This is a genomic window from Rhodococcus sp. WB9, assembly GCF_007558985.1.
Lineage (GTDB): Bacteria > Actinomycetota > Actinomycetes > Mycobacteriales > Mycobacteriaceae > Rhodococcus_F > Rhodococcus_F opacus.
Genome location: NZ_CP041769.1, coordinates 6,792,651 through 6,812,016, shown reverse-complemented (window position 1 = coordinate 6,812,016; position 19,366 = coordinate 6,792,651). Strand labels below are relative to the sequence as shown.

At 67.1% G+C, this 19,366-nt stretch carries 20 protein-coding genes; 11 read left to right on the top strand and 9 right to left on the bottom strand.

Translation table 11 applies throughout. The features are described from left to right. Positions 1-189: 189 nt before the first annotated feature. The gene (locus FND50_RS31790) at positions 190-1,305 is read right to left on the bottom strand and encodes an NDMA-dependent alcohol dehydrogenase (RefSeq protein ID WP_144288361.1); all 1,116 of its coding nucleotides are present in this window, start codon (positions 1,303-1,305) and stop codon (positions 190-192) included. A 38-nt stretch (positions 1,306-1,343) separates the two neighbouring features. Further along, a complete protein-coding gene (gene styD / locus FND50_RS31785; RefSeq protein ID WP_144288360.1) occupies positions 1,344-2,831 on the bottom strand; it encodes a phenylacetaldehyde dehydrogenase StyD in 1,488 nt (495 codons plus the stop codon). 170 nt (positions 2,832-3,001) lie between these two features. Here styD and FND50_RS31780 point away from each other — a divergent pair, with 170 nt between their 5' ends. Beyond that, positions 3,002-3,667 (top strand): XRE family transcriptional regulator, encoded by a 666-nt coding sequence (locus FND50_RS31780; RefSeq protein WP_144288359.1) that lies wholly within the window; start codon positions 3,002-3,004, stop codon positions 3,665-3,667. 57 nt (positions 3,668-3,724) lie between these two features. Continuing rightward, complete coding sequence (locus tag FND50_RS31775) at positions 3,725-4,336, top strand: transcriptional regulator (RefSeq protein ID WP_144288358.1); 612 nt, start codon at positions 3,725-3,727, stop codon at positions 4,334-4,336. Between the two features lie 73 nt (positions 4,337-4,409). Here FND50_RS31775 and FND50_RS31770 read toward each other — a convergent pair whose 3' ends face one another. Then, positions 4,410-5,762 carry an ammonium transporter gene (locus tag FND50_RS31770; protein WP_133985284.1) on the bottom strand — a complete coding sequence of 451 codons (1,353 nt, stop codon included), beginning with the start codon at positions 5,760-5,762 and terminating at the stop codon, positions 4,410-4,412. Positions 5,763-5,963: 201 nt separating this feature from the next. On the opposite strand from FND50_RS31770, the gene FND50_RS31765 reads away from it, so the two are divergent. Beyond that, entirely contained in the window at positions 5,964-6,518 is a 555-nt protein-coding gene (locus tag FND50_RS31765) for a HutD family protein (RefSeq protein WP_144288357.1), read from the top strand. Between the two features lie 45 nt (positions 6,519-6,563). Here the strand turns inward: FND50_RS31765 and FND50_RS31760 are convergent, their stop codons facing one another. Genes FND50_RS31760 through FND50_RS31740 form a run of 5 tightly spaced genes read right to left on the bottom strand, consistent with a single transcriptional unit; the run spans position 6,564 to position 10,031 of the window. Then, positions 6,564-7,139 (bottom strand): TetR/AcrR family transcriptional regulator, encoded by a 576-nt coding sequence (locus tag FND50_RS31760; protein WP_144288356.1) that lies wholly within the window; start codon positions 7,137-7,139, stop codon positions 6,564-6,566. Next, positions 7,136-8,134 (bottom strand): DUF3445 domain-containing protein, encoded by a 999-nt coding sequence (locus FND50_RS31755; protein ID WP_144288355.1) that lies wholly within the window; start codon positions 8,132-8,134, stop codon positions 7,136-7,138. Before FND50_RS31755 ends, FND50_RS31760 begins: the two co-directional genes overlap by 4 nt. Further along, on the bottom strand, positions 8,131-9,108 hold the full coding sequence (locus FND50_RS31750) for a PDR/VanB family oxidoreductase (RefSeq protein ID WP_144288354.1): 978 nt from the start codon (positions 9,106-9,108) through the stop codon (positions 8,131-8,133). The genes FND50_RS31755 and FND50_RS31750 overlap by 4 nt, the downstream gene beginning before the upstream one ends. Then, on the bottom strand, positions 9,105-9,641 hold the full coding sequence (locus tag FND50_RS31745) for a dimethylamine monooxygenase subunit DmmA family protein (protein ID WP_144288353.1): 537 nt from the start codon (positions 9,639-9,641) through the stop codon (positions 9,105-9,107). Before FND50_RS31745 ends, FND50_RS31750 begins: the two co-directional genes overlap by 4 nt. Positions 9,642-9,647: 6 nt before the next feature. Continuing rightward, positions 9,648-10,031, bottom strand: a complete 384-nt coding sequence (locus FND50_RS31740; protein ID WP_005250830.1) for an ethanolamine utilization protein — start codon at positions 10,029-10,031, stop codon at positions 9,648-9,650. Positions 10,032-10,346: 315 nt separating this feature from the next. Between FND50_RS31740 and FND50_RS31735 the strand changes: the two genes are divergently transcribed. The 6 genes from FND50_RS31735 (at position 10,347) to FND50_RS31710 (ending at position 17,215) form a co-directional block, all read left to right on the top strand. Continuing rightward, positions 10,347-11,540: an FAD-binding oxidoreductase gene (locus FND50_RS31735; RefSeq protein ID WP_144288352.1), complete on the top strand. Its 1,194-nt coding sequence runs from the start codon at positions 10,347-10,349 to the stop codon at positions 11,538-11,540. A gap of 45 nt (positions 11,541-11,585) precedes the next feature. Continuing rightward, entirely contained in the window at positions 11,586-12,947 is a 1,362-nt protein-coding gene (gene glnT / locus FND50_RS31730) for a type III glutamate--ammonia ligase (RefSeq protein WP_144288351.1), read from the top strand. A 24-nt stretch (positions 12,948-12,971) separates the two neighbouring features. Then, a complete protein-coding gene (locus FND50_RS31725; protein WP_144288350.1) occupies positions 12,972-13,868 on the top strand; it encodes a glutamine amidotransferase family protein in 897 nt (298 codons plus the stop codon). After that, a complete protein-coding gene (locus tag FND50_RS31720) occupies positions 13,856-14,554 on the top strand; it encodes a protein glxC (protein ID WP_144288349.1) in 699 nt (232 codons plus the stop codon). The genes FND50_RS31725 and FND50_RS31720 overlap by 13 nt, the downstream gene beginning before the upstream one ends. 10 nt (positions 14,555-14,564) lie before the next feature. Further along, the gene (locus FND50_RS31715; protein ID WP_144288348.1) at positions 14,565-15,881 is read left to right on the top strand and encodes an FMN-binding glutamate synthase family protein; all 1,317 of its coding nucleotides are present in this window, start codon (positions 14,565-14,567) and stop codon (positions 15,879-15,881) included. A 104-nt stretch (positions 15,882-15,985) separates the two neighbouring features. Further along, complete coding sequence (locus FND50_RS31710) at positions 15,986-17,215, top strand: allantoate amidohydrolase (protein WP_007301619.1); 1,230 nt, start codon at positions 15,986-15,988, stop codon at positions 17,213-17,215. A 37-nt stretch (positions 17,216-17,252) separates the two neighbouring features. Here FND50_RS31710 and FND50_RS31705 read toward each other — a convergent pair whose 3' ends face one another. Next, positions 17,253-17,846 carry a TetR/AcrR family transcriptional regulator gene (locus tag FND50_RS31705; RefSeq protein ID WP_144288347.1) on the bottom strand — a complete coding sequence of 198 codons (594 nt, stop codon included), beginning with the start codon at positions 17,844-17,846 and terminating at the stop codon, positions 17,253-17,255. An 80-nt stretch (positions 17,847-17,926) separates the two neighbouring features. Between FND50_RS31705 and FND50_RS31700 the strand changes: the two genes are divergently transcribed. Both FND50_RS31700 and FND50_RS31695 read left to right on the top strand, forming a co-directional pair. Next, entirely contained in the window at positions 17,927-18,313 is a 387-nt protein-coding gene (locus FND50_RS31700) for a DUF1304 domain-containing protein (RefSeq protein ID WP_144288346.1), read from the top strand. A 26-nt stretch (positions 18,314-18,339) separates the two neighbouring features. Then, the gene (locus FND50_RS31695; protein ID WP_144288345.1) at positions 18,340-19,347 is read left to right on the top strand and encodes an NADP-dependent oxidoreductase; all 1,008 of its coding nucleotides are present in this window, start codon (positions 18,340-18,342) and stop codon (positions 19,345-19,347) included. Positions 19,348-19,366 lie beyond the last annotated feature (19 nt).

Genomic DNA, 19,366 nt, shown 5'->3' with positions numbered 1-19,366 from the left:
GCGTACCTGCCCCACCAGCGATCATGCGACCACGGTATCAATGAGCTCCGCCGAGATTGAGAACGACCACTCCCGAGACGACGAGACCGGCGGCGATCGCGGCAATCAGGAACACGTACGGCATGGGACAGGGAGCCATGACGGGAGCGGAGATGCGTGCAGCGCCCCACCGCTCCCGTCTGTGCCGATCTACGAGTACATGATGACGCCGCGGACGTTCTCGGCCTTCCGCATCGCCTCGTAGCCGTCGTTGATCCGATCGAGTGTGTATGTCCTCGTGATTATCTCGTCGAGCTTCAGCTGACCCTCCATGTACAGGCGGAGCAGATGAGGGATGTCGAACCGGATGTTCGCGTTGCCGAACCACGCGCCTTTGAGGGTCTTGCGCATCGCCGTCAGATCGAACAGGTTCAGGTCGACGTCGTTCTGCGTGACGTCGCCGACCGACACGTGGACGCAGGTGCCGCCCTTGGCCACCAGGCTCATCGCCGGGGCGATGATGCGGCCACTCGCATTTGCGACGGTGATGAGCACCTTGTCGGCGAGCTGGCCCCACGTCAGGTCCTGGAGGAGGGGGAGCGCCTCGTCGATGCTCGCCGCGGTGTGGGTCGCGCCGAAGATCTTGGCCTGCTCCCGCTTGAATTCCGACGGGTCGACGACCACGACGTGCCGCGCCCCGGCGAGCGCTGCGCCCTGGACCGCCCCGCACCCGACGCCGCCCATGCCGATCACGACGACGGTCTCACCGGCCTGGACGCCGGCCGCGTACACCGACGACCCCCAGCCGGTGGTGACGCCGCAGCCGACCAGCGCCGCCTTGTCGAGGGGAATGTCTTTCGTGATCTTGACGCACGACGCCTCGTTGACCACCGTGTACGGCGAGAACGTCCCGATCAGGCACTGGATGGCGGCGTCCTTGCCGCGAACGTGATGCCGCGCCGTGCCGTCCGAGATCTGCCAGCCCTCGAGCAGGTGGGCTCCCAGGTCGCAGATGCTGGATTGGCCCGTCGCGCACTGCCGGCACCGGCCGCACGCAGGGATGAACCCGAGGGCGACGTGATCGCCCTTCTCGACGCTGGTGACCCCCGGCCCGACCTCGAGCACGACACCGGCGCCCTCGTGGCCGCCGATGAACGGGTAGTACTCGAGCGGCAGGCTGCCGTCCCGGACGTGCTCGTCCGAATGGCACATCCCCGACGCCGCCAACTGCAGAAGCACTTCTCCGTGCTTCGGCGGGTCGAGTTCCAGTTCTTCGATCTGCCACGGCTGACCGGGCTCCCACAGCACTGCTGCCTGGGTCTTCATAAGTCCTGCTCCTGTCCGACGACGTCGATGCGGTGGGGTCAGAGGATGATCGTGACGACCTTCTCCTCGGTGTTGGCTTCGATTCCGGCCCAGCCGAGTTCGCGGCCGGTGCCGCTGGTCTTCATGCCGCCCCAGGGCAGGGCGGGGTCGATGGGTGCCCAGCCGTTGACCGCGACCGCTCCGGCGCGGACCTTGCCGGCGAGGGTGTGGGCGTGGGACACGTCGCGCGTCCAGATAGAGGCGGCGAGCCCGTAATCGGTGGCGTTGGCGATCGCGATCGCCTCGTCGGTGGTGTCGAACGCGATGACGGTGCCGACGGGGCCGAAGATCTCCTCCCGCGCGATCTTCATGTCGTTGTTCGCGTCCGCGAAGATGGTCGGCTGGACGAAGAACCCGTCCCCGTCCGGACGGCCACCGCCGGCGGCGACCCGTGCGCCTTCGCTGCGTCCGGCCTCGATGTAGCCGAGGACGGTGTCACGCTGCTTCGCGTTCACCAGGGCGCCCATCGTGGTGGCCGGATCGAACGGGTCGCCGAGGACCTGCGCGGCAGCGGCGGCGGCGAGACCGTCGACCACCTGCGAGTACAGCGAGCGGTGCACCAGGATGCGGGTGCCGGCGGCGCAGACCTCGCCCTGGTTGAAGAACAGTCCCATCGCGGTGCCGTTGATGGCGGCCTCGAGGTCGGCATCGGGGAGGATGATCTGCGGGGACTTGCCGCCGAGTTCGAGGGTGGTGCGCTTGAACGTGTCGGCGGCGCGCTTGGCGATGATCCGGCCGATGCGGGGGCTGCCGGTGAAGCTGATCTTGTCGACGCCGGGGTGGCCGGCGAGTGCGTCGCCCGCGACCTCGCCGAGCCCGGGCACGATGTTGACGGTGCCTGCGGGCAGTCCGGCCTCTTCCAGCAGCGTCGCGAGGTGCAGGATCGACAGCGGTGCGTCCTCCGGTGGCTTGACCACTAGGGTGTTCCCGGCAGCGAGCGCGGGGGCGATCTTCCATGCCGAGATCATCAGCGGGGTGTTCCACGGGACGATCGCGCCGATCACGCCGACCGGTTCGCGGACGGTGTACGAGTGGGTGGGCCGGCCGAAGTAGCCGGCGGTCGGGATGGACTGGCCGGTGATCTTGTCGGCCCAGCCGGCGAAGTGCCGGAACGTGCCGGCGGCCATCGGGATGTCGAGCATGGTGGGCTGGCCGACGGGCTTGCCGACGTCGAGGGCCTCGAGCCGGGCCAGGATCTCGCCGTCGCGTTCGATGAGATCGGCGACCTTGTTCAGGATTCGTCCGCGGGCGGCGCCGGGCAGTGAACCCCATTCACCGTTCAGCTGCGTGCGGGCGGCCCGGACCGCGTCGTCGATGTCCTGGGCGGTGCCGGACGCGATCTGGGCGAGGGGGCGACCGGTGGCCGGGTTCAGATCCGTGAACTTCCCGCCGTCCGACGCCGCGCGCCACTGCCCGCCGATGAACAACTCGGTTGCGGTTCCATCAGGAAGTCTTGTGGCACTGACGTTCTCGTGTACTGCGGTCATAGCGTCAACTCTCCCGGTGGTGTTGTGATGGCTGTCACAAGCATGCGGGCGCGGGCGCGGCGTCGTCTTGCACGCATGCGCATGGTTGTTGCTCGTATGCGCACCGATTCACCGTCCGGCGTAGTGAGTCGCCGTTTCCTGACAGTAAACGGCGCTGCTACGATGCGGACGTGACCACTCGACCCGAGACCGAGGTCCACCGCGACACGGGAGACCCAGCGCCCGTCGAGCGTGAGGTGCCGTCCGATACGCCGACCGGGCCCGATCTCGAGAAGGTGATCGCCAGGCAGGTGCGGTCGCTTCGTAAAGCCAGTGGACTCTCCGTGGGGGACATGGCGGCCAAAGTCGGAATCTCGAAGGCCATGCTGTCGAAGATCGAGAACTCGCAGACCTCGTGCAGTCTGTCGACGCTGGCGCGTCTGGCGACCGGACTCGACGTGCCCGTGACCTCCCTGTTCCGGGGTGCCGACACCGCACGCGACGCCGTGTACGTCGAGGCGGGCCACGGTGCGGTCATCGTCGGGCGAGGCACCCGGGTGGGGCACCACTACGAACTTCTCGGCGCACTGCGCGGGCAGCACAAGCGACTCGAGCCGGTTCTGGTCACGCTCACCGACTCCAGCGAGACGTTTCCGCTGTTCCAGCACGCCGGCACCGAGCTGCTCTACATGCTCGAAGGTGTCATGGTCTACGGGCACGGTGAAGCCGAGTACACGCTGCGGCCGGGGGATTCGCTGCTGCTCGACGGTGAAGGTCTGCACGGGCCCAACGATCTCGTGCGGTTGCCCATCCGGTTCCTCGCCGTCACGGCGTACCCGGACCATCACGAGGACTGACGGCAGAATCGGGATTTCGACCTTCCTTCGCCCCCGCGCCGGCGCGTAGAGTGGCAGATGGTTCGAAAGGTTGTGGTTACCGTGATATCGACAGTTCAGATAGCGTCCGAAGAGAAGGCCGCGCTGCCCTTCGACCGCCTCGAGCCGGTTCACCTGGCCACCGCGGGCACGATCGGTCTCTACTATTTCGACTACGGGACCGATGCGCGGATGAACCCGAACGATCCCGGCGATTTCTACGTCGTTCAGATCCCTCTGTCGGGTACGGCCCGAATCACCTCTGGCGCAGAGGAGTTCGATTCGACGATGTCGGTCGCGTCGATTCTGCAGCCGGGCCGCCCGGCAACCATGCAGTGGCACGAAGGGCAGACTCAGCTGATCATCCGACTCGCGCGCCAAAGCCTCGAGGAGCACTTGCAGGAGATTCTCGGCAGCCCACTCGTCGAACCACTGCGATTCGAGCCGCAGATGGAACTCGGAAGACCCGCGATCCGTGGGTGGCGTGAGGCGGTCGAACTACTGGAGCACGAAGTGACGAATCATGCCTCGATTACTGCCGATTCGGCCGCCATGCAGGAATTCGACCTGATCGTGCTGAGTCAGTTCCTTTCGGCCCAGCCGAACAACTACAGCGCGAGGCTTCGGGGTCTGGTTCAGAGCCTGACCTAGCTGGGACACAGGCAGTGGCCCTGCCCCCGCAGCATTCCGCGGGGCTGGGCCACTGTCTGTGTCGGACGCTGGATCAGGCCTTCGCGGGGTCCGCTGCCCTGGTCGTGATCGCTTCTGCACCGAGCACCGCGTCGGTGCCGTGCTTCGAGGCGCCGGTCAGGCCGACGGCGTCGAGCACGTAGGCCGTCTCGCCGTGGACGGAGACGTCGAGACCGTCGTATTCGCTTTCCTGGTCCGCGCGGATGCCCATGAATTTCTTCAGTGCGAGGACGATCACCAGCGTGACCGCGAAGGAGTACGCGAGAACGGCTGCCACGGCAACACATTGGCGCCACAGCACGTCGATGCCACCGCCGTAGAAGAGTCCCGTCGCGCCGCTGGGAGCGGCCGGATCCGCGAGGAAACCGATCAGAACGGTACCGAGGATGCCGCCGACAAGGTGCACGCCGACGACGTCGAGTGCGTCGTCGTAGCCGAGCCGGTACTTCCAGGAGACCGCGAAGCAGCAAACCGCGCCGGCCGCGCCTCCCACGACCAGCGCGCCGAGGGGTGAGACGGCGCCACAGGCCGGCGTGATGGCGACCAGCGCCGCGATCAGACCCGACGCGGCGCCCAGCGACGTGGCGTGGCCTTCGCGCAGTTTCTCGACGACGAGCCAGGCGCAGATGCCGGCGCACGACGCGGCGACCGTGTTGAGGATGACGACGGACGCACTGTTTCCGGCGGAGAGGGCCGAGCCTCCGTTGAACCCGAACCAACCGAAGAACAGGATTCCTGCGCCGAGCATGGTCAGGGGAAGGCTGTGCGGGCGCGGCGAGACGGGGAACGTCTTGCGGGCCCCGAGGACCAGGACGACCGCGAGAGCGGCAACGCCGGCATTGATGTGCACGGCCGTGCCGCCGGCGAAGTCGACGGCGCCGAGGGTGTTGGCGATCCATCCACCGATCACCGATCCGTCCTCGGAGTCGAATGCGAACACCCAGTGTGCGATCGGGAAGTAGACGAACGTGGCCCACAGCCCGGCGAACACCATCCAGGCACCGAACTTCATCCGGTCGGCCAGCGCTCCGGAGATGAGCGCGACGGTGATGCCGGCGAACAACAGCTGGAATCCGGAGACCAGGGCGGGCGGCAGTCCGGGTTCGGCGGGGGCCTCCAGTAATGAACTGGAGCCGAAGTACTCGAGGGGGTCGCCCAGGATGCCGAGACCGCCGAGGGAGTTACCCAGCACGGCGGAGTAGCCGAACACGATCCACAGCACGCCGACGACGGCGAACGCGCCGAACGTCATCATGGCCATGTTGAGGGTGTTGCGCACGCTGACCATTCCGCCGTAGAACATGGCCAGGCCCGGCACCATGAGGCTCACTGCCGTGAAGGCCGCAAGAATCCAGGCGGTGTCGGCCGCAGCGACTGCTTCGTTCATAGTCGTCCACCTTGATCGAGGATGGCGCGACACTTGTCGTGTCCGCCTTTGGGAATCAATGTCTAGTGTCAGTGAACCAAAGCGGAGATTGCGGAAATGGTTCGCCGCGTGACAACTGCGTAACGGAATTCGGCGTGCGCCTGCGTGCTGGTGTGCGAAACAAAGTATCTTGACAGTGAACTCTCTAGGTGAGGAGAAAGCGTGACCACAGTTCGCGAGGCCCGCATCGTCCGTCACGCGGATCGCCGGACCACCCCGTGGGCCAACGGCGCGGGCACCACAGCGGAGATCGCCGCCGGTGTCGCGTCCCGGTGGCGATTCAGCGTCGCGACGCTCGAGGCGGGTTCGACCTTCTTCTCGCCGTTTCCCGGGGTGGATCGGATATTCACGGTGATCGGCGACCATCCCGTGTCACTCGACTTCGGCGGCGGCCCCACCCTGATTCCGCGCCTGAATCCGACGGCCTTCGCCGGTGAGCGCGGCCCCGACTGCGTGGCGGAAGGGCCGACCGAGGCGTTCAACGTCATGGTCCACAGGACCACCACCGCGGCCTCCGTGAACATCGTCGACATCGGAGCGGCGCAGGACGTGACCGCCGACGGAGGGCTGGCCGCTCTCGCCCTGGTCCTCGGTGGGCGGCTGACGACGGACCTCGGTCTCGTCGAGCCGGGCGACTGCCTCCTCGTCGAGCGGGGGTCGGTGCGCGTCTCCGGACCGGCGTCGGTCGTGGTGGCGGAGATCCTCGACCGCACGTGAGTGGCAGAGCGTGCCGGGGCACACTTTGCCACTCACGTGAAGGGACTACCGCGCGGTCGACAGGATCCGGCGTAGGCGCTCGATTGCACGCTCCGTCGCGGGACGGTCCTTCGCGACGAGCTGGTGCATGATGAATCCCTCGATCGCCGAGTACACCAGCAGGGTCAGGTCTTCGTCGGCGGTGATGCCCAGCCGGGTCAGTGCCTGGGACGTCGCCTCGATGTACGTGGCGTACAGCAGTTTCACGTGCGGGTCGAGGCGTGGCGTGCGCCGGGACTCGAGCATCAACTCGTACTGGAAGACCTGGAGGTCGGGATCGCGGGCGACGAGATCGGTGAGGTGTTCGACGAATTGGTCGAGCGACGATCCGGCGGCGATGTCGGCGAAGACGCTCGCGCTCTTGTCCAGTGCGTAACGGAGTGCGGCGTCGACGAGGGCGTCCGTCGATCTGACACTGTGCAGGACTGCCTCGTCCGAAACGCCGGCCTCACGGGCGACGGCCTCGGTCGTCAGACCGCGCAGGCCGTCGCGGGCGATCACGGAGACCGTCGCGAGAACGAGGTCGAGAGCCGGATCGGTCTGGGGTGCCGGCCTTCGCGGCCGCCCGTCGGCCAGCGTCACGGTACGACGTTCCCATGGGTCAGCAGCCATCTCATGCCGGGTTCCCGGGTGCGGCTGATGCCCTTGTATTCGGCCATGTCCACCGGGAGGTCCTCGAGTACCCGGTACAGCCGATCGCCCCACTCCGGAACGGATGCGACGTCCCGGAACGACAGCAGATACGTCCGGATCAGGAACATGACGGTGCCGGAGTGCGCGAGCCGGATCAGATGCTGCACTTCGGTTCTCAGGAACAAGCGGTCCCCGACCTCGTCCAGCGGACCGTCGGCGAGGGTGCGCCGGTCCTTTCCCCACCGGGGATAGGTCTCGGTCGAGGTGTCGAGTTTGCCGTCCACGGTCAACGACCAGTTGGTGCGCCGGTAGCTCTGGCCGGGCTCGAGCCGCATCAGGAAGTTGTGTGCGCGGGTGATGATCTTCTCGCTGTGAATTCGCGGGACGGGGCCGTGAATTTCGAGAAAGCTCATGCCCACGTCGAATCCGAAGGACCAGTCCGCCGCGAACGTCACCAGTCCGGCGTCGCCCCACAATTCGCCCTCACGCTGGTCGAGCAGCACGACGTCTTCCTGGATCTGGCCGCAGATGTATACCAGCGGCGGCGCCGGCAACGTGGCGGGGTCGCCGAACACGAAGCTGTGCTCGATCCCGAGTAGGTCGTTCTTCCAGAACCAGGTGTCGCCGCGCCGTTCGAGGGTCATGGTGCCGGGGTATTCGTCGGCGAGGGTGCGCATCAGTGTGAGCATCGCGTCCCATGCGGCGGGAACCATGTGGGGCAGGCACTGGTGCCGCGACGGATCCTCGGCCAGGATCCGTTCGCGCTCGGCCAGCTCGCGTTGGTAGTCGGCGTCGATGGCGATGCGGGTGGCGCCCCAACTGCCGGCGAGGGTGTCGGTCGAGTGTCCGGCCGGTTCGACGTTGGTGCTGTAGCGGTACTGGTCTCCAGGGAAGGGGAACGGGAAGCGCGCGATGTGGTCGGCGCGCGAGTCGGTGGTTGTCACAGATCCAGCTCCAATCGGTCTCCTGCGGAACGTGATACGCACGGCATGATCGAATCTCCGGAGGCCTTCTCCTCCTCGGTGAGGAAGAGGTCGCGGTGTTCGATCTCACCGCCGCGAACCGACAGCCGGCATTCGCCGCACACACCCTGCCGGCAGAGGTTCGGAACGTTGATTCCCTTGTCCAGCAACGCTTCGAGGAGACTGGTTCCCGAGGGCACGGGCACGATCATTCCGGTGCGCCCGAGCGTGGCGGCAAAGGGCGCCCCCTCGGGGAGCGGGCCCGCCCCGAATGCCTCCGAGTGCACGCGCCCCGGCGGCCAGCCGCAGTCGCGGGCCCACTCGGCCACCGCCGCGATCATCGGCGCGGGACCGCACGTGTAGACGTGGGTACCGAGTGGCTGGTCCGCCAGCTTCGGGATAAGGCGGTCTGCGAGTTCTCCGGGTGTGGAGACCGTGATCATCCGGTCACCGCACAGCGCCGCCAACTCGTCGGCGTGCGCTCCCGACTGGTCGCGGAAAGAGTAGATCACTTCGAACGAACGACCCCACTCGAGCGCGGCCCGGACGTGCGACAGGATCGGTGTGACGCCGATTCCACCCGCGACCAGCAGGTGGTGCCGAGTATTGAGCACGGGCGCGAACGCACTCCGCGGAAGGCTCACACGGATGCGCTGATCCGGCTGGAGGTCGTGGACCCAGCGCGAACCCCCGTGGCCGTTTTCGTCGAGCCGGACCGAGATCGCGTAGTGGTCCGGCTCGATCGAGGGGCCGGTGAGCGAGTAGGAATTATGCCGACCCTCGGCCCAGGTGACGGCGATGTGGCTGCCCGGGGTGAACGACGGCAGGGTGCGGCCTGCCGGGTCCGCGAGGACGACGTGACGGATGCCCGGGCACAGCAGCCGTGCCTCGCGCACTGTCAGAGTGAGCCCTCCGGTGATGCTCTCGCCCGCAACTGTTTCGAGGGCCGTGGTCATGGCAGTTCCTCCGAGTCGGCTCGATATCCCAGGTAGGCGCTGTGGCGTCGGGAGTAGTGGTAGTAGACGGTGAGTTCGGCGGAACAACCGGCGCACGGTGTCCGGCCGCCGATGGCGACCGGCACCGAGGGCGACGTGGTGTGGCAGTGCGCGCAGAACACGTCGCGCACCGGGGCGTCGGGGTCGATGATCGCGGCGATCTCGGCGGGCAACGCGCCCGCGGAGATCAGCCGGGCACGCACCGCCCCCACCATGCGCTCGGGGCCCGCCACGACGAACCGCCACCCGATGCGCGCCTCGGACAGCAGTTCGCCGAGCCCGCCGAACCCGGATCCGGCCCCGTCGTCCATGATCACCGTGCGAGTGGGAACGGGCGCCACGCGCTCGGACAGCTCGCGGATGACCTGCGCGCCGATCGAGCGCTCCGAGACCAGTACGTAGCGGGTGACGAGAGCGCCCGCTGCGAGGTCGTCGACGGCCGAGTAGTCGGATCGCCACCGTGGGACGCTGGTCGACCTCATCGATACCGCCATCGCGGATCAGGGAGCGAAGGAACGGTGGCCGACGAAGTAGGCCAGTGCGCGGTCGGGGGTGGTGAAGCGGATACGCGAGCCCCTGGGGAAGAAGATCGCATCCTTCGCCTTCGCCACCTCGACCTGGCCGGTGTCGAGGTTCTCGAGGGTGAACTCCCCTTCGAGGACGACCTTCATCTCGTCGTAGGCGTAGTAGTAGTCGAGCGGGGCGTCGGTGCGCTGGAGTTCGAAGTAGCCGGCCGACATCTCCGAGCCGTCCGGGTTGGCGAAGACGTCGTCGATGTATCCCTTCGTGCCCGGGTACTCCGAGACCGGCATCTGAGGCAGGTTCTCGTGGAATCCAGCGGTGACGCGGAACGGGACGGCGGTGGGCTTGTCGGTCGTGGTCATGGGTTCTCCCTGAAGGTGTGGTGAGTTGGGTCCGCGAACTCCTCTGTATGAAACGAGGAGTAGCAACAGGAAACCACACGACGTATTTCGATGACGTAAATCAATCGGACAGAGCCGGAAACGTGCAGATCAGAGCGAGGATATTTATTGAGATAGCTTGTGAACGCCATAATTTGGTGATGCACCAACAACGTTGCCGTAACACGATCGACATAGTGGAGCTGTTTCATAGTGAACAACCGCGATTCATGACATGAAACGAACCGTTACCCATGCCGACAGCGCCCGATCATCCGGCCGAATGAAGGAAGCAACGTGACACAGACAGCAAAGTTCGTGATCGTCGGTGGGGGACTCGAAGGTCTCGCCATCGCGTGGTCGCTCGCGGACCGCGGAGAGACCGATGTCCTGGTCCTCGAGCGTGACACCCTGTGCTCGGGCATGACCGGCAAGTCCAGTGGCGTGGTCCGGTGCCACTACGGGACGCCGTCGCTGGCGGCGATGTCGTGGTACGGCGTCGACATCTTCACCAGGGCCACCGAGATCTTCGGCGACGACATGGCATTCCGCCAGTGCGGATACGTGGTCGGCGTCGGTGAGAACAACATCGACCCGCTGAAGGCGAACGTCGCGATGATGCAGGGCCTCGGTATCGACGTCGACTACATCGGCCACGACAAGATGGCCGAACTGTGGCCGGGGCTGCATCTCGACGACTTCGCCGCCTTCGCGTACGAGCCCCTCGGTGGCCGCGGTGAGGCGTACATGGCTGGCATGGCGTTCGGTGCCTCGGCCCGCAAGCTGGGCGTCACGATCCGCCAGAGCACGCCGGTGGCGTCGCTGCTGCAGAACGCGGACGGCCGCGTCTACGGGCTGACCCTGGAGAACGGCGACGAGGTGCACGCCGAGCACGTGATCCTCGCGACCGGACCCTGGGCGCCCGAACTCGGTGCCGGTGTCGGTGTCGACATCCCGGTGAAAGCGCAACGGGCGCAACTCGTCCTGATCGACCAGGGAGTTCCCACCCCGGAGGTGCCGGTGCTGTCGGACCTCGCCGGACTGCAATACATCTGCCGCGAGCCCAACGGCGAACTGCTCGTCGGCAACAGCGACCACGCCGCCCCCGAATACATCGACCCCGACAAGTACAGCAACCGCGCGGACGACAGCACCATCGAGAAGAACATCGGCAAGCTCGGGAACCGTCTGCCCGACATGCCCGATCCGCGGATCACCTCGAGCTACGTCGGCGCGTACGACGTCACTCCCGACTACAACCCGATCATCGGACCCGCACCGGTCGACGGACTGTTCCTGGCCACCGGGTTCTCCGGTCACGGTTTCAAGATCTCGCCGGCGGTCGGCCGCCTCGTCGCCGACATGCTCCTCGACGACGGCACGACCACCCTCCCGAACGTCGAGCCGTCCGACTTCCGCTACTCACGCTTCGAGGAGGACGACCTCCTCTTCAGCCTGCACCCCTATGAGGGCGCCGGCGAGATGCGCTGACCCACAGACCCCCTCACTCGAAGACCACCAGTTCAGGAGCTACCCATGGCTGTCGACACTGCTGACGCGTTCACCGCGCAGAACATCGTGACATCCCCGCCGCAAACCTTGTCCGAGGTGGCCCGGGCCACCGGAACCACCTTCATCCTCGCCCTGTTCGTCACGCTGTCGGGCAAGCCGTGCGCGAAACTCGTCCCGATCGAGGCCGTCGAGCAGCTGCAGAACGACGGCGTCGGCTTCGCCGGCTACGCGGCGGGACACATGGGTCAGGAGCCCAAGGATTCCGATCTCGTTGCCGTACCGGATGTCTCGTCGTTCACGCCGATCCCGTTCGTCAAGCCCGGACTGGCGATCGTGCACTGCGACCCGCACGTGGAGGGTAAACCCTGGCCGTATGCGCCGCGGGTGATCCTGAAGGAGACGCTGAAGAAGGCGTCCGATCTCGGACTGTCCGTCAACGTCGGCGCGGAGATCGAATACTTCCTCGTCCACCGCACCGGAGACGGGCAACTCACCACCGCGGACACCGCCGACGTCAGCCGGCAGCCGTGTTACGACGCCCGCGACGTCACCCGGATGTACGACCATCTGACCGAGGTGTCCGCGGCCATGAACACGCTCGGCTGGGGTAACTACGCCAACGACCACGAGGACGGCAACGGGCAGTTCGAGCAGAACTTCGACTACGCCGACGCCATGACCACCGCCGACCGGGTGATCACCGCCCGGTACCTGCTGTCGGTGATCGCCGAGAAGCGCGGCATGAAGGCCACGTTCATGCCCAAACCCTTCTCCGACCGCACCGGGTCCGGCATGCACCTGCACCTGTCGCTGTGGAACGAGGGCGGTTCGGTGTTCCCGGACGGCGACGACCCCAAGGGGCTGGGGCTGTCGCCGACCGCGTACGCGTTCATCGCGGGAATTCTCGAGCACGCCTGCGCGTTGCAGGGCGTCATCGCCCCGACCGTCAACTCCTACAAGCGAACCGGTGCCACTTCGACGAGCAGTGGTGCCACCTGGTCGCCGCGATACGCCACCTACGGTGGCAATGACCGCACCCACTATCTGCGGGTGCCGGACAAGAACCGGGTGGAACTGCGCGGCGGGGACGGTTCAGCCAACCCGTACCTCGCCGCGGCCACCGCCGTCGCCGCCGGACTGGACGGCATCGCCCGGAATCTGGACCCCGGTACCCCCGGGTCCGGCGACAGTCCCAGCGACATGCTGCCGATGACGCTGCTACACGCGATGGACGCACTGGAATCCGATCCCATCGTGACGGGCGCCCTCGACGTCGCCGGCCCCGGCGTCGCCGAGTACTTCGCGAAACTCAAGCGCGAGGAGTTCTTCGCCTGGCACAACACCGTCTCCCCCTGGGAGCTCGACCACTACCTGACAGCGTTCTGACAGACCTCCCGAAAGGAGACATCCATGTGTGGAATCGTCGGACTTCACCTGCGTGAGCCGTCCCTCTACCCACAACTCGGCGCCCTGCTCACCGACATGCTCGGGCAGATGTGCGACCGCGGACCCGATTCCGCAGGCATGGCAATCTACGGTGACACGACGTGGTCCCCGGTCGGCGAGTCCACGGTCTCGCTGCTCGACTGCCCCATCCCCGCATCGGAACTCGCCGCGACGCTGTCCGCTTCGCTCGACACCACCGTCACCGGCATCGACCTGTCTCCGACGACGGTCCTGCACGGCGTCGTCGGTGCGGAGGATCTCGCAGCGGCCGTCCGCAGCGTGGTGCCGTCGGCACGGGTCATCGGATTTGGCGACGACTTGACCGTCCTCAAGGGCGTCGGCAACCCCATCGACCTGGCGCACCGGTTCGGTCTTCCGTCGGCGAGCGGCTGGCAGGGTGTCGCCCACACTCGGATGGCCACCGAATCCGCGGTGACCGCCGAGGGGTCGCACCCGTTCTCCGTCGGTCCCGACGAGTGCCTGGTGCACAACGGGTCGTTCTCGAACCACATGACCATCAAGCATCAGCTCGAACGCAACGGCGTCGTGTTCGACAGCGCCAACGATACCGAGGTCGGGGCACGGTTCGTCGCCAAGCAGCTCGCCGAGGGCGTCGACCTGGAAAAGGCGTTGCTGATGCTCAACGAGACGTTCGACGGCTTCTACACCCTCCTCGTCTCGACCGCCGACTCGTTCGCCGTGGTCCGGGACGCCATCTCCTGCAAGCCCGCCGTCATCGCCGAGACCGACCAGTGGGTCGCGATGGCCTCCGAATACCGCGCCCTGGCGAACCTGCCCGGCGTCGACAACGCCCGAATCTTCGAGCCCGAACCGGAAGAGGTGTACGTATGGCACCGGTAGCCACCACAGAAGCAACCGTCCTCGATCTCGCGACGTCGAGCACCCGGGCCGTCAACGAGCGTCTCTCCTCGCCCGAGGCGCCGAAGGCGGTCACGGTCACCGGACCCCAGGGTGCGCACGCGCTCGCCTGCGGCCTCGATTCGGACATCGACGTCACCATCGAAGGGCACGTCGGCTACTACTGCGCCGGCATGAACCAGCAGGCCACGGTGACCGTCACCGGCAATGCCGGAGTCGGTGTCGCCGAGAACATGATGTCGGGCACGGTGCACGTCAAGGGCGATGCGTCCCAGTCCGCGGGTGCCACCGCCCACGGCGGACTCCTCGTCATCGACGGCAACGCCGCCGCCCGGTGCGGGATCTCGATGAAGGGCGTCGACATCGTCGTCGGCGGCAACATCGGGCACATGTCCGCGTTCATGGGTCAGGCCGGCCGACTCGTCGTCCTCGGCGACGCCGGCGAGGCGCTCGGCGACTCGCTGTACGAGGCCCGGATCTACGTCCGCGGCACCGTCGCGTCCCTCGGCGCCGACTGCATCAAGAAGGACATGCGTGAGGAGCACCTGACCGAACTGCGGGAACTGCTCGACGCGGCCGGTTTCGACGCCGACCCGTCCGAGTTCACCCGCTACGGCTCCGCCCGCCAGCTCTACAACTTCCACGTCGACAACGCCAGCGCGTACTAGGAGAACCGTCATGAACACCCCGAACCCGGCCCTGCGCGAATCGGCGACGTTCGACCGCGGCGTCATCTCCGAGATCCAGCGGGCCGCCGAGACCGGCATCTACGACATCCGCGGGTGGGGTGCCAAGCGGAAGCTGCCCCACTTCGACGACCTGCTGTTCCTCGGGGCGTCGATGTCGCGGTACCCGCTCGAGGGCTATCGCGAGAAGTGCGACACCGACGTCGTGCTCGGTGACCGCAACGCGAAGTTCCCGCTGCACCTCGACATCCCGATCACCATCGCAGGCATGAGTTTCGGGGCGCTGTCCGCGCAGGCGAAGGAGGCCCTCGGCCGCGGCGCCAGCGAGGTCGGTACGTCCACCACCACCGGTGACGGCGGCATGACCCCGGAGGAGCGCGGGCAGTCGAAGAACCTGGTCTACCAATATCTTCCGTCCCGGTACGGGATGAACCCGGACGACCTCCGCAAGGCCGACGCCATCGAGATCGTCCTCGGCCAGGGCGCCAAGCCCGGCGGCGGCGGAATGCTGCTGGGACAGAAGATCACCGAACGCGTCGCCGGGATGCGCACCCTCCCGATGGGTGTCGACCAGCGGTCGGCGTGCAGGCACCCCGACTGGACCGGACCCGACGACCTCGCCATCAAGATCATCGAACTGCGCGAGATCACCAACTGGGAGAAGCCGATCTACATCAAGGTCGGCGCCACCCGCACCTACTACGACGTGAAGCTCGCCGTGAAGGCCGGTGCCGACGTCGTGGTGGTCGACGGAATGCAGGGCGGCACTGCCGCCACCCAGGACGTGTTCATCGAGCACGTCGGCATCCCCACCCTCGCCGCGATCCCGCAGGCGGTCCAGGCGCTGCAGGAACTCGGGGTGCATCGCAAGGTACAGCTCATCGTGTCGGGCGGCATCCGCAGCGGCGCCGACGTCGCGAAGGCCATGGCACTCGGGGCGGATGCCGTCGCCATCGGCACCGCCGCCCTGATCGCGCTGGGCGACAACAGCCCCCGCTACGCGAAGCAGTACGAGGAACTGGGCTCGGCGGCCGGGTTCTACGACGACTTCCAGGCCGGCAAGGACCCCGCCGGCATCACCACGCAGGACCCGCAACTGTCCAAGAACCTCGACCCCGTCGAGGCCGGCCGCCGCCTCGCCAACTACCTGCGGGTGCTCACCATGGAGGCGCAGACCCTCGCCCGCGCCTGCGGCAAGTCGCACCTGCGCAACCTCGAACCCGAGGACCTCGTCGCCCTCACCGTCGAGGCGTCGGCGATGGCCCGCGTGCCCCTCGCCGGAACCACCTGGATCCCCGGCGCCCTGTAGGCGGCTCCGCCACCCGTGCGCCTTTTTGGTAGCTGGAGCAACCAGAAAGGCGCACGGGCGCGAAGAGCCTACCGGCTTGGAACTATGAGTAGAGGACCGAGAACATGACTTCCTTCGATTCGCTCTGGGCGAGCATCCTCGATGTGGGACAGCACAAGTCGACCAGGGGATACCGAAGATTCGCGTGGAACGACGCCGACATGACGCTGCGCGAATGGTTCTCGGACTGTGCGCAGGCTCGTGGCATGAGCGTCGAGGAGGACCGCAACGGCAATCTGTGGGCGTGGTGGATGCCCGAGGGCTGGGACGGCGACCCTCGCGACGCGTTCGTCACCGGCTCGCACCTCGATTCGGTGCCCGACGGCGGAGCCTACGACGGACCGCTGGGGGTGGTGTCCGCGTTCGCCGCGATCGACCTCGTCCGCGAGCGGGGGATCACGCCGACGCGTCCGGTGGCGGTCACTGCGTTCTCCGACGAGGAGGGCGCACGGTTCGGTGTCGCGTGCGTCGGCTCGCAACTGTCCACCGGGGCAGTGGCACCCGAACGCGCCCTGGCGCTGCGGGACAACGACGGCATCAGCCTCGGCGAAGCACTGGTCGGCGCCGGCCGCGACCCGCACCATCTCGGCGAGGACCCCGACCTGGTCGACCGCGTCGGCGTGTACGTCGAGTTGCACGTCGAGCAGGGACGCGCCCTCGACCTGATCGACAGCCCCATCGCCGTGGCCTCGTCGATCTGGCCGCACGGCCGGTGGCAGTTCGTGTTCTCGGGGGAGGCCAACCACGCCGGCGCCACCCGGCTCGTCGACCGCCGCGACCCGATGCTCGCGTTCGCGTCCTCGGTCCACACGGCCCGGACCGCCGCGACGCTGCACGAGGCGGTTGCGACGTTCGGCAAGGTGCGGGTACTTCCCAACGGTGCCAACGCCATTCCGTCGGAGGTGCGGGCGTGGCTCGACGCGCGGGCCGCCGACGAGGAGACGTTGACGAAGCTGGTGCAGCAGATCACCGCCGAGGCGCAGGCCTACGCGGCCGCCGACGGTATCGGTCTGGAAGTCGACGCCGAATCGGTCACGCCGATCGTCGAGTTCCCGCACTCGACCCGGGAACGACTGCGGCGCTCGCTCGCCCACCTCGGTGACATTCCCGTCCTCCCGACCGCTGCCGGGCACGACGCCGGAATCCTGTCCGCGAAGGTGCCCACCGCGATGATGTTCGTCCGCAACCCCACCGGCGTGTCCCACTCGCCCGACGAGTTCGCCGAAGCGGACGACTGCAACCGAGGCGCCGAGGCGCTGGCGGACGTGATGGCGGACTGGGTCACCGCCATGTGAGTGGCAAGGCGTGCCGGGGCACACTTTGCCACTCACGTCAGGAGGTGGGCCGCCATTCCTCCAGTTGCTCGACAGCGGTGTTCGCGACCGCGACGGCTTCGTCCCGATTGACCCGCGACAACAGGAGGGCGCTGACGGACAGTGATGTCAGGAGCCGGGTCCGGTGTGCCAGGGTGGCAGTCGACGCGTCCGGGTCGTGGGCCCGGAGAGCGTGGGTGAGCGCCCCGGACAGTTCGCGCTGGTATGCGTCGACGACGGAGCGCTGCGTGTCGTCGTGTGCGGCGAAACTTGCGGCACTGTTGAGTAGCAGGCACCCGCGTCCGGGGGTTTCGCCGGGGAGGGACGCGAGGGCGCCGGCGAGGCTGCGGTAGTAGCGCTCGGCGGCGTCGGGGCGGGTCGGTTCGTCGGTCAGGATGCGGAGGCGGGGGCGAACCACCCGGTCCAGGTAGTCGTGCACGGCGGCGTCGAAGAGTCCGCGTTTGCTGGTGAATGCGTTGTACAGGCTCGACCGATTCAGTCCGGTGACGCGTTCGAGGTCGGGTATCGACGTGGCTTCGAAGCCCTTGTCCCAGAACAGGTCGCGGGCGCGGCCGACCACTTCGGCCGTGTCGAAATCCTGCGTGCGCGGCATGGCGATCCTCACTGCTGGTTGTGAAACGACCATTTCAGTATATATTGAAATGGTCAGTTCAGAACGAGGAGGAGTTTCGTATGGTCGCCGCGGGTCTTGTTCTTGCCGCACTCGCCAGTGCGTTGCACGTGTACATCTTCGTGCTCGAGTCCGTCCTCTGGACCGCTCCGCGCACCCGCGCGACGTTCGGGACCACTGCCAAAGAAGCCGCGGCCACCAAGGAGCTTGCCTTCAACCAGGGCTTCTACAACCTCTTCCTGGCGATCGTGACCGCAGTCGGCATCGTCGCCGTGATCATCGGCGCGACCGCCGTCGGTGCGGCTCTCGTCTTCGCCGGCGCGGGATCCATGCTCCTCGCGGCCCTCGTGCTCCTGCTGTCGTCGCCCGACAAGGCTCGCGCGGCGATCACGCAGGGAACACTTCCGCTGCTCGCGGTACTCCTCCTCGCGCTCGGACTGGCGCTGTGACCTCAGAAGTATCGAAAGGAACACCCATGACGACGAGCACCCAGATTCAGCTGATCAACCGGCCGGTGGGCTGGCCCACCCAGGACGACTTCCGCACCGCGACCGTCGAACTGCCCGACCTCGGGCCCGACCAAGTGCGCGTGGCCAACGAGTTCGTCTCGGTCGACCCGTACATGCGCGGCCGGATGAACGACGTGAAGTCGTACATCCCGCCGTTCGCGCTGGGCGAGACGATGACCGGCGGAGCTGTCGGTCGGGTCGTCGAATCCACCGCCGCCACGCATCCGGTCGGTTCGGTGGTGGTTCACGACCTCGGGTGGCGGGACGTCGCGCAGGGTGACGCCTCGGCGTTCCGCGTCGTCGAAGAGATTCCGGGAGTGTCGATCTCGGCCTATTTGGGGATTCTCGGATTGACCGGGCTCACGGCCTACGTCGGACTCGTGCACATCGCCCACCTGAAGCCCGGCGACTCCGTGTTCATCTCCGGCGCCGCGGGTGCGGTGGGGACGGCCGCCGGGCAGATCGCACGACTCGAGGGCGCGTCGCGCGTCATCGGATCCGCCGGGTCCGCCGAAAAGGTCGCCCTGCTGACCGACCGCTACGGATACGACGCCGCATTCGACTACAAGCAGGCACCGGTGCGCGAGCAGCTTCGCGGACTCGCCGGTGACGGCATCGACGTCTACTTCGACAACGTCGGCGGCGACCACCTCGAGGCCGCGCTCGACGTCATGCGGAACGGCGGACGCGCCGCCCTCTGCGGTGCCATCTCCGCCTACAACGCCACCGAGCGCACGCCGGGCCCCGACAACATGGTGAACATCATCAGCCGCGGGCTCACCCTCGAGGGCTTCACCCTCGGCAACTACACGCACGTCTTCCCCGAGTTCGCCGCCAAGATGGGACCGTGGCTCGCGTCCGGCGACGTGGTCCACGACGAGACCGTCGTCGACGGCATCGAGAACTCGGTCGACGCGTTCCTGCAGCTCATGCACGGCGGAAATGTCGGGAAGATGCTGGTGAAGGTGGCGTAGCCACCCGTGCGCCTTTTTG